This window comes from Rathayibacter sp. AY1E6 (genome assembly GCF_002931115.1).
Taxonomy (GTDB): domain Bacteria; phylum Actinomycetota; class Actinomycetes; order Actinomycetales; family Microbacteriaceae; genus Rathayibacter.
Genome location: NZ_PSVK01000018.1, coordinates 30,385 through 45,988, shown reverse-complemented (window position 1 = coordinate 45,988; position 15,604 = coordinate 30,385). Strand labels below are relative to the sequence as shown.

Below are 15,604 nucleotides of genomic sequence, written 5' to 3'. Positions count from 1 at the left end.
GACGAGGCGCCCGTCCTCGGCGGGAGGGCGGAGGCGGCCCTCCTCGCCCGCGGTCCGGCAGGACGCGGGCGGAGAGGGCCGCCGGGCGCGGATCAGCGGCAGTCGGTTCTCGCCTTGATCCAGTGGGGGTTCAACGCGCCGTCTCCCTGGGCGGTGATCCCGGCCGCATCGGGGCCGGTGCTGGCACCGGAGCCGATCTTGGTCCACGTGTTCTGCGCCGTGCTGTAGTACCAGATGTCGCCGTTCGCCTTCACGGAGACGTTCCCATCCGCTCCCTGACCGTAGGTGCGGACGAACCCGGAGTTCTCCGGAACGGTCGCGAGCCGGGTGCCGTACTGCAGGACCCCGTCCTTGATCCAGTGGATCTCGAACGTCCCGCCCGGCCGCTGGGTCAGTCCGGCGGCGCTCGGCTCGGTGCTGGCTCCGGTGCCGACGAGGTCCCACACGTTGCCCTGCGGGGTGTACCGCCAGATGTCGCCGTTCGACTTCACGGCGATCGTGCCACGGGTGCCGAGGCCGTAGACGCGGACGAATCCGGAGTTGGTAGGCACGGTGGCCGCTGCGGTGCCGTACTGCAGGACTCCGTTCTTGATCCAGTGGACGTTCAGGGTCCCGGCCGGGTTCGCGGAGATGCCGGCCGCGCTCGGCTCGGTGCTGGCGCCGGTGCCCAGAAGGGTCCACTCGTCGGCCTGGCGGTTGTACCGCCAGACGTCGCCGTTCGCCTTGATGGAGACGTTCCCGTCCGCGCCCTGACCGTAGGTGCGGACGAATCCGGAGTTGTTCGGAACGGTCGCGAGCGCCTTGCCGTACTGGAGGACTCCGTCCTTGATCCAGTGCGCGTTGTAGGTTCCGTCCGGCTGCTGCGTGAGCCCGGACGTGCTGGGCTCCGTGGAGGCGCCCGTGCCGAGCTTCTGCCAGCCGTCCGACCGCCGGTACTGCCAGATGTCGCCGTTCGCCTTGACGGAGACGTTGCCGTTCACACCCTGCGAGGAGGTGTGGATGAATCCGGAGTTCTCGGGAACAGTGGCGAGGCCCGTGCTGTACTGCAGGTCGCCGGTCTGGCGGACCGGGAACGGGGCGTTCGTCTTCGCCGAGCCGCCGAAGGCGAGGGCCGAGCCGGTCGAGGGGCCCGCGATGACGCCGCCGACCGGGATGGTGGCGACTCCGTTCGCGTCGGTCACGAAGGTGTCGGTCCCGCTCCCTCCGAAGCGGAAGCCGGGCGGGGTGTTCACCCGCACGGGGACGTTCGCGACGTTGCCGCCGGTGAGGGTCAGCGTGATCGGCGCCGTGTTGGGCATGCACGCGATCATGGTCGGGATGGAGCTGAACACGAGGGTCTGCGTGGCAGAGGCGGCGGCGGCCGGGGTGGCCGTCGCTGCGGCGATCACGGGCAGGGACCAGGTGGCGCCGGCGACGACGGTGCGTCGCCTCAGCGGACCCTGCTCAGCGGGAGAGTTGTCGGAAGTCACAGTGAAGCTCCTCGGTCTGTCTTCTCGCCGGCGGCCTGCTCGGAGGACGGTCGTCGTCCGCTCGGCCGCTTCGGCGGGTACGACGGGCGCCGTACCGCTGGGGAGTCTTCCCGCGGGCGGGCGGTCGGCCCAAGCGCTCGGGGGCAGGTGAGGAGGAAGTGGCGCTGCCGTGAGGAGGGAGTGGTGAGCTCCGACGCCGCTCCGAGTCGCGATCGCCCTCCTGACCCGGTGATCCCGTCGGTCGCACGCTGCCGCCGGGGCGCCGCCGGCGCGGTGAGCGGGAGCGTCGCCGTCCGCTGTGACCGGTCCGGTGACAAACGGAGCACGCGCGGGCTGCGAATCACTCCCGTGGTGAGGCGTCAGCGTGCCCGCGAGGAGGGGGCGCCCGATGAGGTCGAGATCGGCCGAGATGTACCGGCGGATGGCCGAGCACTGGAACGGCGTGGAGGCCCGTTCTGGACTGCGGGTCGAGGCGACGGGCTCGCTCGGCTTCGAGATCGCCAGACTGTGGATCCCCGGTGGCTGCGTTCTCGAGCAGAAGCCGCAGTCGCGCTGCCCGCCGGGCGCGCATCTGCTGCTGGTCGTCGAGGGCGGAGGACGCATCCGACAGGACGGACGGATGCTCGAGTGCGGCAGTGGTGATCTGGTGGTCATCGACGCGGAGCCGCGGACCGGGGCGCGCTTCCCCCGCTCGACCGTGATCTACGCCTGGGTGCTCGGCGAGCGGGCGCTGGAGCAGCGCTGGCTCACGGAGCGCTTCGGCGAGGTCCTGCCCGTCGCCGGCTGCTTCCTGGCCCCGGCGCGGGCGCTGATGAACGGTCTCCTCGACGGCGACCACGCTCTGGCGGAGCAGCCCGCCGTCGCCCGGGCGGGCGAGGCCTTCCTGAAGGAGCTGGTCGAGGGCTCCGCACCGCGCAGGCGTCCCCGCGCCGAGGACGTCTACGGGGAGGCCATGGCCCTGATCGAGGAGCGCCACCGCGATCCCGCCTTCACCGCCGCCCGGCTCGCCCGCGAGCTCCTGGTGTCGGAGCTGACGCTGGCTCGCGCGTTCTCCTTCCTCGGGCGGACGGCCGACGACGAGCTCGAGCGGCGCCGGGCGGGCACCCTCCTGCTCCTGATCGGCGGGCGGTCCCTGGCGACGGCCGACTTCGCGCGCGCGGCCGAGGAGGCGGGCTTCGCCTCCGAGGGGAGCGCTCGCCGCGCGCTGTGGCGGCTCTCCCAGCGCCGCTGACCGGGACGGTCCCCGTGGCCGTCCTCCCGGTCCGGCGACGGCGTGCGGCCGGATTCCGAGCGCGAGGCGCGGAGGCCTGGGAGATCCGTGCGAACGTCCGGCGGTGATCGACAGATGAGGGATTCTGTTCGTTCGACGCGGAGGAGGCGGGAGATGGGGGCCGCAGAGGAGCGGATGCAGGCGTTCGCTCGCGCCTGGTACGAGCGCGGGACCGGCGCTCCCGGTCTGCGGATGGACGCAGCGGATGGACCGGGACTCGCGCTGACGCGGGTGTGGGGGCCGAACGGGATCAGGGTCGCCCCCTCGCCGTCGGTCGACAGGGCGGACAGGCCGGCGGGCGTTCACATCTCCCTGATCGTCGAGGGCGGGGGAGAGGTCGTCCTCGACGAGGGCGTGCTCGAGGCGACGCCGAACAGCGTCCTGCTCCTCGACGCCAGGGTCCCGGCGCGCATCGACTACCGGCGGCCGACCGTCTCGTACACCTGGAGCTTCGACGCCGCCGTGCTCGAGCACCGGTGGGTCCGCGAGCGGATCAACGAGGTCGTGCCGGTGCGCGAGTCGGTCTGGACGCCTGCCCGTGCCCTCGCGAACAGTCTGATCGAGGGGGATCCGGCCGTGCTCGGGGCCGCCGGCGTGAGGCGGGCGAGCGAACTGCTGCTGGAGGGGATCGTCGAGCACAGCGCTCCGCGGGTCCGGACCCGGAGCGCCGACCAGGTCTACGCGGAGGCGATCCCGGTGATCGAGGCGCGCCACCGCGACCCGGCGTTCTCCGCCGCGGTGCTCGCCCGGGAGCTGCTCGTCTGCCCCCGCATGCTCGCGGAGGCTTTCGCGTTCCTCGGCCGCACGCCGGCGGAGGAGATCGAGACGCGCCGGGCGGGCACCCTCCGGCGCCGGATCGGCCTGCGGCGGCGGGGCCCTGCCGACTTCGCCCGCCTCGCCGAGGAATGCGGCTACGCCACCCGCGAGCAGGCCGCGCTGACGCTCAGCCGCTCCGCCTCCTGAGGCCGGCGGAGCGCCCCGGACACGACGGCGCCCCCTCGTCCGCGGAGGGACGAGGGGGCGCCGGGGGAGATCGGGCGGGAGCCCGGTCAGGTCTTGCTGCGGGCCATGACGGCGCGCTGGAGGAGGACGAAGACCAGGAGGATGCCTCCGGTGATAATCGTGGTCGCCTCCGGCGGGATGCCGCCGTCACGGGTGATCAGGACGTTCATCAGGCCGAGCACCAGGGCGCCGACCACCGAGCCGAGCACGAACCCGACGCCGCCGGTGAGCAGCGTGCCGCCGATGACGGTCGCCGCGATGGCGTCGAGCTCCCAGCCGGTGCCGGTGATGTTCTGCGCGCTGCCGAGGCGGGCGGTGTAGACCACACCGGCGAGACCGGCGAGCGTGCCGCTGATGATGTAGATGAACAGCTTGGTCCGCACCACCGGGAGGCCCATCAGGGCCGCCGACTGCTCGGAGCCGCCCATGGCGTAGACCGTGCGGCCCAGGCGGGTGCGGTGCAGCACGAAGAACGCGCCGGCCACGACGAGGATCGCGATGATCACGCCGGGGCTGATGACGAAGTCGTTGACCTTCGGGCCGTCGATCAGCTTGATCGGCGTGGCCAGGCTCAGCACGGCCGAGTCCTCGGGGAGGCGCTCCGGGACGGTGCTCAGCATGGAAGCGAGACCGCGGGCCAGGAACATCATCGCGAGCGTCGCGATGAACGGCTGCACGTTGAAGTACTGGATCAGGACGCCGGAGATCACGCCGAACAGGGCGCCGATCACGACCATCAGGACCATCACGAGCCAGGGGTTCCAGCCGGCGTTGATCAGGAGCACGCCGCTCACGCTGCTGAACGCGATCACCGCGCCGACCGAGAGGTCGATGCCGCCGGTGAGGATCACGAAGGTGAGGCCCACGGCGAGGATGATCAGGTGCGCGTTGTTGACCAGCAGGTTCGAGATCGTGCTCGCCTGCAGGATCCGGCCGTAGGCGGCCTCGCCGTAGACGATCATCCCGAAGAAGATGATCAGCGCGGCCAGGGTGGGCAGCTTGTCCAGGTGCTGGCTCAGCCAGCCGCGCGCCCCGGAGGTGCGCTTGGTGCTCGCCGGAGGGGCGGAGCGGGTCATCACGGCACTCATGCGGGGATCGCCTCTTTCTGCGGGACGCTGCGGCGCGCCTCGCGACGGGACTTGAAGGCGGAGCGGACGCGCTCGGACTGCAGGAGGCAGAGCGCGACGATGACGATCGCCTTGAAGGCGGGCGTCGCGGAGGACGAGACTCCGAGGAACACGACGGTCTTGTCGAGGGTGGCGATCAGGATCGCGCCCACGGCGGCACCGGTGATGTTGAACTTGCCGCCGGCGAGCGAGGTGCCGCCGATGACGACCGCGAGGATCGCGTCGAGCTCGAGCTGGTAGCCGGTGCGCGAGACGTCGACCGTCATCACGCTCGCCGTGGCGAACACGCCCGCGACTCCGGCGAGGATGCCGCTGCCGATGTAGGCGGTCATCAGCAGGCCCCGGCGGTTGATGCCCGCGAGGCGGGCCGCCTTCGGGTCCATGCCGATGGCCTCGATCATCAGGCCGAGCGCGCTGCGGCGCACCAGGACTCCGACGACCACGACGATGGCGATGGCGAGGAGGAACACGACCGGGAGCCCGAAGACGTACCCGTTCGCGAGCCAGCGGAAGGGCTCGTTGGTGGCGGCGGTGTTCTGGCCGCCGGTGATGACCTTCGCCAGGCCGCGGCCCGCGAGCATCACGACGAGCGTGCTGATGAAGGGCTGGAGGCCCACCACCGAGACGAGGATGCCGTTCACGGCTCCGAGCACGGCGGCCACCAGGAGGGCGACCGCGAAGGCTCCCGCTGCGGCGCCGAGCGAGTCGGGCGCTCCCGCGGAGTTGAGGAACTCCATCGAGACGGCGCCGGCGACGACCATGATCGAGCCGACCGAGAGGTCGATGCCCCCGGTCGCGACGACCAGGCACATGCCGACGGCGATCATCAGGATCGGAGCGGCGGCGCGGGCGATGTCGATGACGTTGCCGACGAGGTAGCCGGTGGTGGGGCTGACCGAGACGGCCAGGTAGCCCGGGTCCTTGACGACGTTGACGAGGAGGAGCAGGGCGATCGCCACGACTCCCCAGAAGTACTGGCGGCGGATGATCCCGCCGAGGACTGATCCCCGGGCGGGTCGGGTGTCGCTGCTCATGATGCGGCCTCCTGCGTGGCGCTCTCGAGGACGACGACGTCCTCGTCGACGACTCCCTCTGCGGCGATGGTAGTGACGATCGACTCCGCAGTGACAGCGGGACCGTTGAGGATCTCCGCGATCACGCGGTGGTCCTTCAGGACGATGATGCGGTCGCTGAGACGGACGACCTCGTCGAGCTCGGACGAGATGAAGACCACGGCGACGCCCTCGCCGGCGAGGGCGACGACCTTCTCCTGGATCTCGGCCTTCGCTCCGACGTCGATGCCGCGGGTCGGCTCGTCGAGGATGAGGATCTCGGGGGCGGTGGCGAGCCAGCGGCCGAGGAGGACCTTCTGCTGGTTGCCGCCGGAGAGCTTGCTGATCGGGCGGTCGGGGTCGGCCGGGCGCACGTTGAGCTCGACGAGGTACTTGCCGACGATCTCGTCCTTCTCCTTCTTGGAGAGGGGGCGGGCCCAGCCGCGCTTGGCCTGCACGCCGAGGATGAGGTTCTCGCGGACCGAGAGGTCGCGGATGATGCCCTCGTCGCGGCGGTTCTCGCTCGAGAACGCGATCTTGTGGGCGAGGCCGGCGGTCGGCGTCGGGACGTCGATCTTCTTGCCGTGCATCGTGATCTCGCCGGTGTCGGGCTTGTCGACGCCGTAGATCAGGCGCGCGAGCTCGGTGCGGCCGGAGCCGAGGAGCCCGGCGAAGCCGACGACCTCGCCGCGGTGCAGCGTCAGGTCGGTGCTCTCGATGGAGCCCTTCTTGCCGATGCCCTTCGCGGTGTAGAGCGGGGCGTCGCGGTAGAGGTGGTCCTGGCTCTCGCGCTCGGAGTCGAGGGAGCGCAGCGCCGCGATGTCCTTGCCGATCATCTTCGAGATCAGCGAGGTGCGGTCGAGCTCGTGGGTCAGGTACTCGCCGACGAAGGTGCCGTTGCGCAGCACCGTCAGGCGGTCGCTGATCGCGTAGACCTGGTCGAGGAAGTGCGAGACGAAGAGGATCGCGACGCCCTCCGCGCGGAGGCGGCGGATGACCACGAAGAGGTTCTCGACCTCGTTCGCGTCCAGGCTCGAGGTCGGCTCGTCGAGGATGAGCACCTTGGAGTCGCTCACCGTCGAGCGGCTGATCGCGACCAGCTGCTGCATCGCGATCGAGAGCGAGGCGAGCGACTGGCGCGTGTTGAGGTGGCCGAGGCCGAGCTTCTCGAGCGCGACCTTCGCGGCCTGGTGCGTGGCCTTCCAGTTGATGCCGAAGGGTCCGCGGACCTCGTAGCCGAGCATCACGTTCTCTCCGATGGAGAGGTTCGTGACCAGGTTGACCTCCTGGTACACGGTGGAGATGCCCGCGGCCTGCGAGTCGGCGGTGCCGGTCAGGCGACGGGTCTCCCCGTCGATCACGATGTCTCCGCTGTCGATGCGGTAGACGCCGGTGAGGGCCTTGATGAGCGTGGACTTGCCGGCGCCGTTCTCACCCATGAGGGTGTGGACCTCGCCCGGGAACAGGCGGAAGTCGACGCCGTCGAGGGCTTTCACGCCGGGGAAGCTGATCGAGATGTTCTTCATCTCGACGATCGGAGGCGAACCTGTCATGTCGCGTCGTTCCGTTCTCGAGCGGGGCGCAGCCGAACAGGTGCGCCGAAGGGTCGGAGCGACCGGGGCCGGCGGGTGGGCCGGCCCCGGTCGCTCCGGGGGAGTGGTGCCGCGTCGAGGAGGACGCCGGGCGACCGGTGGTGCTGAGCGACTAGAACTTGCGGTCGGGCAGCGCGGTGGTGGCGGCCTCGGGCGAGTCGAAGGTCTCGCTCGGGACGACGATCGAGGACTCGACCGTCTCGCCGGCCAGGGTCTTCTCGACCGCGTCGAGGGCGGTCTCGCCGAACAGCGGGTTGTACTCGGCGACGAAGCTCAGCTCGCCGTCGGCCAGCGCCTGCAGGGCGTTCTTGGTGCCGTCGATCGTGGCGATCTTGACGTCGGTGCCGGGGGTGAGGCCGGCCTCCTGGACGGCCTGGACAGCGCCGAGGCCCATCTCGTCGTTCTGGGCGAAGACCAGCTGGACGTCGTTGTTGTTCGACTTCAGGACGGTCTCGAAGACGCTCTTGGCCTCTTCGGTGGACCAGTTCGCGGTCTGCGCGCCGATCTTGGTGAACTTCGAGTCGGCGCCGATGACCTCGTCCCAGCCTTCGTTGCGCTCGTTGACGACCGAGACGCCCGCGGGGCCCTCGAGCGTGAAGTACTTCGCGCCGCTCGGGAAGGTGGTCTTGGCCCAGTCGGCGACCGAGGTGCTGACCGCGATGTTGTCCGGCGCGATGCGGGTCACGTAGAGGTCGGTGTTGTCCGGCTCGATGCCGCGGTCGATCAGGATGACCGGGATCTCGGCCTCCTGGGCGCGCTCGAGCGAGTCCTCCCAGCCGGAGCCCTCCGTGGCGGAGAGCAGGATGATGTCGACGCCCTCGTCCACGAAGGAGGTGAAGGAGTCGATCTGCGACTTCTGGTCTCCGTTGGTGGCGGGTGCGTACTTCAGGTCGAAGCCGGCGTCCTTGGTGAACGTGTCCTCGATGTTGGTCTCGTTCGCCTGGCGCCACGCGCCCTCGGGGCCGACGGCCACGAAGCCGACGGTGGTGAGGTCACCGCTCGAGCCGGAGCCCGAATCGGTGCCGGAACCGCCCGAGCAGCCCGCGAGTCCGAACGCGAGTGCGCCGACTGCTGCGAAACCCAGGAACTGGCCGATACGCCTCGTCTTGGACATAGATCTCCTCCTTGAGATCGCGGGCACGAAGAGAGTGCCCGAGATGGTGGACCCCGAAGGGCCTCGAATGCGGGCCTAGCGGCCCGAGGTGCGGTGAGTGCAGGATGTGCAGTGGGCGCCGGCCGAAGCAGCGCCACGTCGAAATGTTACCGTGAACAATTCTTGTGACGCAACAGCACGGCGGTGCGCTTCGGTAACGATCCGGTCGCGGGGCCCGCAGGGCCCGATGGCAACCCTCTGCCCGGTGGTCGGGCCCGGGAGTAGCTTCCCTGGCCATGATGCTCCCTCGATCGCGCTCCGTCCCCGCGACGGCCGCGACGGCGGCCCTCGTGCTCGCGCTCTGCGGATGCTCCGCGGACGGCACGGCGGCCCGCCGCGCGGCCGACGCCTTCCTCTCCGCGCTCGCCGACGGCGACGGCCGCGCGGCGTGCGCGCTGCTCACCGATTCCGCCCGCGAGGCCGTGGAGGACCGGTAGGGCGACTGCCCCGGCGGCGTGCTGGAGCTCGGGATCGCGGAAGACGGAGCAGGGGACGCCGAGGTCTACGGCCGGGCGGCGATCGTGCGCTCCGGCGGCAGCGCGGTGTTCCTCACCCCGGGCGACGACGGCTGGCTGGTGCGCGCGGCGGGGTGCACGCCGGTGGCGGACGCGCCCTTCGACTGCGTCCTGGACGGGAGCTGACGTGCGCACCGCTTCCGCCCTGTACTACGCCGTGATCGTGCTCGGCCTGATCGGGTTCTTCGCCGTCGGGATCCTCGGGAGGTGAGCCGGATGCGCCGCTTCCTGCGCGAGAACGGACTCTCGCTGTTCTTCCTCGCGATCTTCCTGCTCGCTCTCCTCGGGCAGTCGTTCGCCGGGCTCGCCGCGTACAACGACACCCAGGTCGCGGAGGGGCTGCGGGAGGTCGGCTACTGGCGCTTCGTCACCTCCTCCGACTTCGCGATCGACGTCGCCGAGAACTGGCAGTCGGAGTACCTCCAGTTCTTCCTCTACATCGGCGCGACCGTCTGGCTCGTGCAGCGCGGCTCGCCCGAGTCGAAGCGGGTGGGCGAGGAGGGCCTCGAGACCGACGAGCAGCAGAAGGCGGGAGCGTCCGCGGAGGACGACTCGCCGCCCTCGGCGTCCGCCGGCGGCCTGCGGCAGGCGCTGTTCTCGCACTCGCTGCTGCTGGTGATGGGGGCGGTGTTCCTGCTGTCCTGGGCGGCGCAGTCGGTGACGGGCGTCGTGGCCTACAACGAGGAGCAGCTGACGAGCCTGGAGGCGCCCGTCGACTGGCTCGGCTACGTCTCCTCCGCCGACTTCTGGAACCGGACGCTCCAGAACTGGCAGTCGGAGTTCCTCGCGGTGGGCAGCATGGCGGCGCTCGCCGTGTTCCTGCGCGAGCGCGGGTCGAGCGAGTCGAAGAAGGTGGGCGATCCGCACGGACGGACGGGGATCTGAGTGGTCAGGGTGCGTCGGACCGGACGCGGATCTCGTCGCCCTCGAGGGCGAACCGCAGGGACGTGCCGATCGGGAACCGCTCGCGCAGGGCCTCCGGCGCCGCCGACGTCACGGTGAACTGCGCGACCGCGGGGAACGCTCCGGCCGTGCAGCCCTGGAAGAACAGGCCGTCCTGCGGCTCGGCGGTCCGCACGATGGAGAGGCACGAGCCGGCGCTCGAGGAGCGGCGCTGCCGGACGACGGTGAGCCCCGTGTCGGCGGGCAGGCTCTGCCGCACGACGGTGAGCCCGCCGAAGTCCTCGGTGGTGACCGATCCGTCGAACCCCAGTCCCTCCCAGCCGGGGAGGTCGGTGCCGTTCGACAGCGGCAGCACGGCGACCTCGCGGCCGGGCTGTCCGTCCTCGGCGGTGGCGAGGAGGGTGGCCCCCGCGGCGACGGCGGCCGTCGCGGCCAGCGCGGCGGGGAGGAGGAGGCCGCGCCGACGGGAGCGGCGGGGCGGGACGTGGCCGAGGGGGTCGGACGCCTCGTCGGCGGAGGCGTCCGCGGGAGGTGCCGCGTCCTCCGGCGCCGCGTCCCCGGAGTCCGCGGGAACCACCGCGCCCGGCAGTGCGGTGCCGAGGGCGGGACGGACGCGGGCCTCGAGCGCGGAGAGCCGGGCGAGCGCGCCGGGGTCCCGCTCGATGTCGGAGCCTCGGCCGTAGGCGCGCCGCTGCAGCTCCGCGAGCTCGTCCGGTCGCTGATCGTCCACCCCCGGATCCTCGCAGGCCCGGCGCCCGAGCGGGACCCGCCGGCGCGCCGAGGTCCTGGCGGTCGAGCAGCCCGGACGGCTCATCGAGACCCGGTGGACGGTGCGGCCGCTCGGCCGGCGGGGGAGGTCAGTCGTCGTCGTCGAGGTCGTCGTCGCGGTCGGCGGCGATCATCTCGACGATCGTGTCGACGGTGAGCCAGGGGCCGTTGCTGACCTCGCCGATCTTCTCGCGGTCCTTGAAGACGACGATGCGGTCGCTGAGGCGCACCACCTCCTCCAGCTCGGACGAGATGTAGACGACGGTCACCCCCTCCTTCGCGAGCTGCGCGATGTGCGCCTGGATCTCGACCTTCGACGCCACGTCGATCCCGCGCGCCGGCTCGTCGAGCACGAGCAGCCGCGGACGGGTCGCGAGCCACCGCGCGAGGACCACCTTCTGCTGGTTGCCTCCGGAGAGGTACTTCACCGGGATGTCCGGGTCGGCCGGCGAGATGTTCAGCGCCTCGACGTAGGTGCGCACCAGGGTGTCGGTCTCGGCAGCCGAGAGCGGGTGCGCCCAGCCGCGCAGAGCCTGCAGGCCCAGCACGAGGTTCTCGCGGAGGGAGAGGTCGCCGATGATCCCGTCCTCGCGGCGGTTCTCGCTCGAGTGGGCGATGCGGTGGCGCAGGCCCGACACCGGGTCGGAGATGTGCGCGGGCTGGCCGTCGATCAGCACCTCGCCGGTGTCCGGCTTCTCGACCCCGCTCACCAGCGACGCCAGCTCGGTGCGCCCCGAGCCGCGCAGGCCCGCGAAGCCCACGATCTCGCCGCGGTGCAGCTCCAGATCGGTCGGACCCACGGCGCCGCGGCGGCCGATCCCGTGCGCGCGGTAGATCGCCGGGCCGACCGGCTGGCGGCGGTGCTCGCGGCGGTCGGAGCCGATCTGCCGCAGCGCATCGATGTCCTTGCCGATCATCTTCGCGATCAGCTCGGCGCGGTCCATGGTGTGCGCCGGGTACTCGCCGACGGTGCCGCCGTCGCGGAGCACCGTCAGCCGGTCGCTGAGGGTGAGGACCTGCTCGAGGAAGTGCGAGACGAACAGGATCGCGACGCCCTGGTCGCGCAGCCTCCGCAGCACCGTGAAGAGGCGGGCCACGTCGCTGAGGTCGAGGCTGGAGGTGGGCTCGTCGAGCACGAGCACGCGCGGACGGTCGACCATCGCGCGGCTGATCGCGACCAGCTGGCGGATCGCCGGCGAGAGCGAGCGCAGCGGCAGGTGCGGATCGAGGTCCTCCAGGCCCAGCTCGGCGAGCATCTCGGCCGCGCGGTGGTGGGTGCGCGACCAGGAGATGCCGAAGCGGCCGCGGACCTCGTGGCCGAGCATCACGTTCTCGCCGATGCTGAGGTTGTCGGTGAGGCGCTCGTCCTGGAACACGGCCGTGATGCCCGCTGCCTTCGCCTCCGCCGGGCCGCTGAAGCGCCGGGCGACGCCGTCGACGAGGATCTCGCCCGCGTCGGGCTGGTGGATGCCGGTGAGCGTCTTGATCAGCGTGGACTTGCCCGCGCCGTTCTCGCCCATCAGCCCGTGGATCTCGCCCGGCACCAGCCGCAGGTTCCCGTCCTTCAGAGCGGGTCCGGAGGCGAAGGAGACGCGGATGCCGGTCATCTCGACGACGGGTGCCGCGGAGCTCCGGGTCGTCCTCGATGAGATCGCCACGTGCCGTCCTCGGTTCGTGTGCGGCGCGCCGTCAGGGTCCGGCGTGCCAGGGGCTGCCGCCGATGATACGCGAGCGCATGCGGCGGGACGGGAACAGGAGGGTCACGATCGGGGAGCGGCCGTGGAGGAGCGGATCACCAGCTCCGTGGGGATCCGGGTGCGCTGCGGGATCTCCTGGCCGCGGATCCTCGCGTGGATCACCTCGGCGACCGTCGTCCCGAGCTTGTCGAAGTCCTGGCGGACCGTCGTCAGCGGCGGGAGGAAGTGGCGGGCGGTGGGCAGGTCGTCGAAGCCGACGATGCTCACGTCCTCGGGCACGCGGATCCCGCGCTCGACGAGGCCGTGGATCACTCCGAGCGCCATCTCGTCGTTCGCGACGACCATCGCGGTGAAGTCGGGCACCGACTGCAGGCTCGCGGCGAAGTCGTACCCGGAGTCCGGGGTCCAGTCGCCGATGACGATGGGGCGCTCGTGCATCCCCCACGACTTCGCGCGGCTGTGGAAGGCGCGCTCGCGGGCGCGCGCGTCGAGCCAGTCGAGGGGGCCGGAGAGGTGCAGCACGTCGCGGTGGCCGAGGTTCCCCAGGTGGTCGACGGCCTGGAACATGCCGGCCTGCTGGTCGACCGAGACGGTGAGGAAGCTCGGATCCTTATCGCTCTTCACCACGAGCGTCGGCACGCCGATCTCGACGGTGCGGAGGGTCGCCACGGAGGAGGAGCGCGGCGCGATCACGCAGAGCGCGTCGATCCCGAGGCCCATCAGGTGGGCGATCGCGTCGGTGGGGGTCATCTCGAGGTCCGGCCGCAGCGCGACGGAGGTGATCGAGTACCCCTTCTCGCGGGCGGCGCGCTCGATCGCGCGGAGGGTGCTCGACGGCCCGTACTCGGCGCCGCTCTCGATCATCACGCCGATGCGGTCGGTGCGCTGCGTGACGAGGGAGCGGGCGGCGATGTTCGGCCTGTAGTTGAGCTCGTCGACCGCCTCGAGGACCTTCTGGCGGGTCGACTCCTTGATGTTGGGGTGCCCGCTGAGCACGCGCGACACGGTCATGTGCGAGACGCCCGCGACCGCCGCGACATGGCGGAGGTTCGGCCGATCGGCCATGAGAGGACCTCCTCCGCTCCCCGGGCGGGTGAGCCGCGCCACCCCGGCGCGGACGAGGCTCAGAGGGCTCGGCTGCCGGGGGTGGCACCAGCATAGTCAGGCGGGGCCGACCTCCCGGTGGGCGCCTCCTGAGCGGGCGGGCATCGTCCGATCCGCTGCGGCATCCGCCGTGGCGCGGGGCGGGCGGGACCGTCCCGGACGCGTCGCTCCCACTGCGGTCCTCGATGATCGAGGGGGGTCCGGGGCGTCGTGAGCCCTCGCCAGAACACGTCGTGCAGGGAATGCTCGGCGACGAGCTCCGGAAGGATCGGGGCCGCGTCCGCTCCTCGTAGGAGGATGTCGTCCAACGAAGCGATGACGTCCACGACCGAGCGCGGAGTGAACTGCCCGGCGAGACGTTTCGCCTTCGCACGGACGTTGTTGGGCGTGGGGCCCGCATCGATCACGGAGTGGTTCCAGAGCCGGCTGTGGTGAGCGCACCGGTTGCGCAGGTAGACGAGTGCGCGGACCCGGTAGGCGAAACCGGCTCGGGCGACTCCCAGACCGGACGCGACGTCCCCCCGCAAGCGATCCTCGTGCCCCTCGCTCGATGCATCTCGACAGAGTTCCGAAGGACCAGGCCTCGACGGCCGACCACACCGGTAGCTCGCCGAAGGCGGCCGCGCCCCTGCCGCCGGGGAGCTCCGTGAAGCGGAGGACATGCCGTTCCCTGCTGCGCTCGATGTCGCGGAGGCACGAATCGACTGTCGATTCCGCGTTCGGAGACTCGGAGTAGAAGCTCTTCTCGAGAGAGCACTCGTGCGGGCCGTCCTCACGAGCGATGACATGAGCCGTACGGCTGCGGAGAAGGATCTCGGCACGGGCCAGTCGAGCACGCAGGCTCTGCCGCAGCGCTTCATCTGCGTCGCAGACCGCTCGGACGTCCTCGAACGAGACTCCGTCCGCGAACGAGTCGTCCCCGTCGTGCGGAGCCTGCTGGAACTAGCGGGCGTACCCGGAGAAGCGGTAGTGGTTCTGCGCGGCCAGGTAGCTCGTGCAGGCCTCCCCGTCGGCGATGCCGAGCCCGCGGTCTCGGAGGAGCTGGACCTGCTGCTTCCACGACAGGCTCGGTTTCCGTGCCATCGCAGTACCTCGGTGCCGAAGAAAAAGGCCCCTCCCATGTGAGCATCGCGGAGAGGCTTGGGAGGGGTCGATCGGATCGAATCTACCAGGCGTCCCTCAGCCGTGGTCCCTGCGGCGCCACTCGACCAGCAGGTGGCACGAGTGCTGATCGGACTATCGCCGCAGGACGGAGAGGGCCGACCGCCGCGGCGCCGAACGCTGCGGGTCTTCGAAGGCGCGGGGCGGGCGAGTACTCTCGGGAGCCTCATGGCACGCGACAACGAACCGACCGTCACCCTCACCGATCCGCTCGAGGAGCGCCTGCGCGCGCAGGTCGCCCGCGAGGGGGAGCGCAACGTCGCTCTGCGATCCGCGGCCCTGCTCACCGGCGGGTACGAGGGCGAGTCCTTCCTCCTCACCGTGGGCGGCGAGCACGCCGACGGGATCCTCAAGGGAGCGCCCTCCCTCTACTGGCCCGAGCTCTGGGGCGCGCGCGCGCTCCTCTACGTCTGGGACGACGACGCCGCCGACGCGGTGACCGCCGGACTCGCGAACCCCTCCTGGCGCGTCCGCGAGATGTGCGCCCGCGTCTGCGCCGAGCGCGTGCTGGGCGGGCAGAAGAAGCTGTCCCGCCTGACCACCGACGAGCACCCCCGGGTCCGCGCGGCCGGAGCGCGCGCTCTCGTGGCGGCCGCTCTGGCGGGGATCTCCTCCGGTCGCGACGCGAAGGGCGAGTTCGCGGCGAGCGTCGAGGCCGTCCTGACGGGCATGCTCCGCGACCCGGACCGCAACGTCCGCCGCGCCGCGCAGCAGTCGGCCGACGCGCTGCGGGACGCCCGCTCGGCCTGAGCGGACCGTCCGCCGGCGGTCGAGGCGTCGCGAAGGGCCGC

General features: G+C 71.3%; 15 protein-coding genes and 1 pseudogene. 6 read left to right on the top strand and 10 right to left on the bottom strand.

All coding sequences use genetic code 11. The features are described from left to right. Positions 1 to 92: 92 nt before the first annotated feature. Positions 93 to 1,469, bottom strand: a complete 1,377-nt coding sequence (locus tag C5C46_RS13210) for a hypothetical protein (protein ID WP_104227015.1) — start codon at positions 1,467 to 1,469, stop codon at positions 93 to 95. A 388-nt stretch (positions 1,470 to 1,857) separates the two neighbouring features. Between C5C46_RS13210 and C5C46_RS13205 the strand changes: the two genes are divergently transcribed. After that, the gene (locus C5C46_RS13205; protein ID WP_146078996.1) at positions 1,858 to 2,700 is read left to right on the top strand and encodes a hypothetical protein; all 843 of its coding nucleotides are present in this window, start codon (positions 1,858 to 1,860) and stop codon (positions 2,698 to 2,700) included. Positions 2,701 to 2,853: 153 nt separating this feature from the next. Beyond that, positions 2,854 to 3,702, top strand: coding sequence for a hypothetical protein (locus tag C5C46_RS13200; RefSeq protein WP_104227013.1), 849 nt, complete (start codon positions 2,854 to 2,856; stop codon positions 3,700 to 3,702). 86 nt (positions 3,703 to 3,788) lie between these two features. On the opposite strand, the gene C5C46_RS13190 is transcribed toward C5C46_RS13200, so the two are convergent. The 4 genes from C5C46_RS13190 to C5C46_RS13175 form a co-directional block, all read right to left on the bottom strand. After that, positions 3,789 to 4,829 (bottom strand): sugar ABC transporter permease, encoded by a 1,041-nt coding sequence (locus C5C46_RS13190; protein ID WP_104222391.1) that lies wholly within the window; start codon positions 4,827 to 4,829, stop codon positions 3,789 to 3,791. Continuing rightward, positions 4,826 to 5,902 (bottom strand): ABC transporter permease, encoded by a 1,077-nt coding sequence (locus C5C46_RS13185; RefSeq protein ID WP_104227011.1) that lies wholly within the window; start codon positions 5,900 to 5,902, stop codon positions 4,826 to 4,828. Before C5C46_RS13185 ends, C5C46_RS13190 begins: the two co-directional genes overlap by 4 nt. Next, positions 5,899 to 7,473 carry a sugar ABC transporter ATP-binding protein gene (locus C5C46_RS13180; RefSeq protein ID WP_104222393.1) on the bottom strand — a complete coding sequence of 525 codons (1,575 nt, stop codon included), beginning with the start codon at positions 7,471 to 7,473 and terminating at the stop codon, positions 5,899 to 5,901. Before C5C46_RS13180 ends, C5C46_RS13185 begins: the two co-directional genes overlap by 4 nt. 151 nt (positions 7,474 to 7,624) lie before the next feature. Continuing rightward, entirely contained in the window at positions 7,625 to 8,626 is a 1,002-nt protein-coding gene (locus C5C46_RS13175; RefSeq protein WP_104222394.1) for an ABC transporter substrate-binding protein, read from the bottom strand. 275 nt (positions 8,627 to 8,901) lie between these two features. On the opposite strand from C5C46_RS13175, the gene C5C46_RS13170 reads away from it, so the two are divergent. The 3 genes from C5C46_RS13170 to C5C46_RS13160 all read left to right on the top strand — a co-directional run bounded on the left by C5C46_RS13170 (position 8,902) and on the right by C5C46_RS13160 (position 10,065). Continuing rightward, entirely contained in the window at positions 8,902 to 9,102 is a 201-nt protein-coding gene (locus C5C46_RS13170) for a hypothetical protein (protein ID WP_104222395.1), read from the top strand. A gap of 18 nt (positions 9,103 to 9,120) precedes the next feature. Further along, entirely contained in the window at positions 9,121 to 9,306 is a 186-nt protein-coding gene (locus C5C46_RS13165; RefSeq protein WP_104222396.1) for a hypothetical protein, read from the top strand. Between the two features lie 90 nt (positions 9,307 to 9,396). Further along, positions 9,397 to 10,065: a DUF6766 family protein gene (locus C5C46_RS13160; RefSeq protein ID WP_104227010.1), complete on the top strand. Its 669-nt coding sequence runs from the start codon at positions 9,397 to 9,399 to the stop codon at positions 10,063 to 10,065. A gap of 4 nt (positions 10,066 to 10,069) precedes the next feature. Here the strand turns inward: C5C46_RS13160 and C5C46_RS13155 are convergent, their stop codons facing one another. The 5 genes and pseudogenes from C5C46_RS13155 to C5C46_RS17285 all read right to left on the bottom strand — a co-directional run bounded on the left by C5C46_RS13155 (position 10,070) and on the right by C5C46_RS17285 (position 14,735). Further along, a complete protein-coding gene (locus C5C46_RS13155) occupies positions 10,070 to 10,813 on the bottom strand; it encodes a hypothetical protein (protein ID WP_104222398.1) in 744 nt (247 codons plus the stop codon). Positions 10,814 to 10,940: 127 nt separating this feature from the next. Beyond that, positions 10,941 to 12,458 (bottom strand): sugar ABC transporter ATP-binding protein, encoded by a 1,518-nt coding sequence (locus C5C46_RS13150; protein WP_104227030.1) that lies wholly within the window; start codon positions 12,456 to 12,458, stop codon positions 10,941 to 10,943. Positions 12,459 to 12,611: 153 nt separating this feature from the next. Beyond that, positions 12,612 to 13,613 (bottom strand): LacI family DNA-binding transcriptional regulator, encoded by a 1,002-nt coding sequence (locus C5C46_RS13145; protein ID WP_104227009.1) that lies wholly within the window; start codon positions 13,611 to 13,613, stop codon positions 12,612 to 12,614. A gap of 96 nt (positions 13,614 to 13,709) precedes the next feature. Continuing rightward, positions 13,710 to 14,516 (bottom strand): annotated as a pseudogene (locus C5C46_RS13140) (Abi family protein); the annotation flags it as partial. A 78-nt stretch (positions 14,517 to 14,594) separates the two neighbouring features. Next, on the bottom strand, positions 14,595 to 14,735 hold the full coding sequence (locus C5C46_RS17285) for a hypothetical protein (RefSeq protein WP_181068391.1): 141 nt from the start codon (positions 14,733 to 14,735) through the stop codon (positions 14,595 to 14,597). Between the two features lie 246 nt (positions 14,736 to 14,981). Between C5C46_RS17285 and C5C46_RS13135 the strand changes: the two genes are divergently transcribed. Beyond that, complete coding sequence (locus C5C46_RS13135) at positions 14,982 to 15,563, top strand: HEAT repeat domain-containing protein (RefSeq protein WP_258059488.1); 582 nt, start codon at positions 14,982 to 14,984, stop codon at positions 15,561 to 15,563. Positions 15,564 to 15,604: the final 41 nt, after the last annotated feature.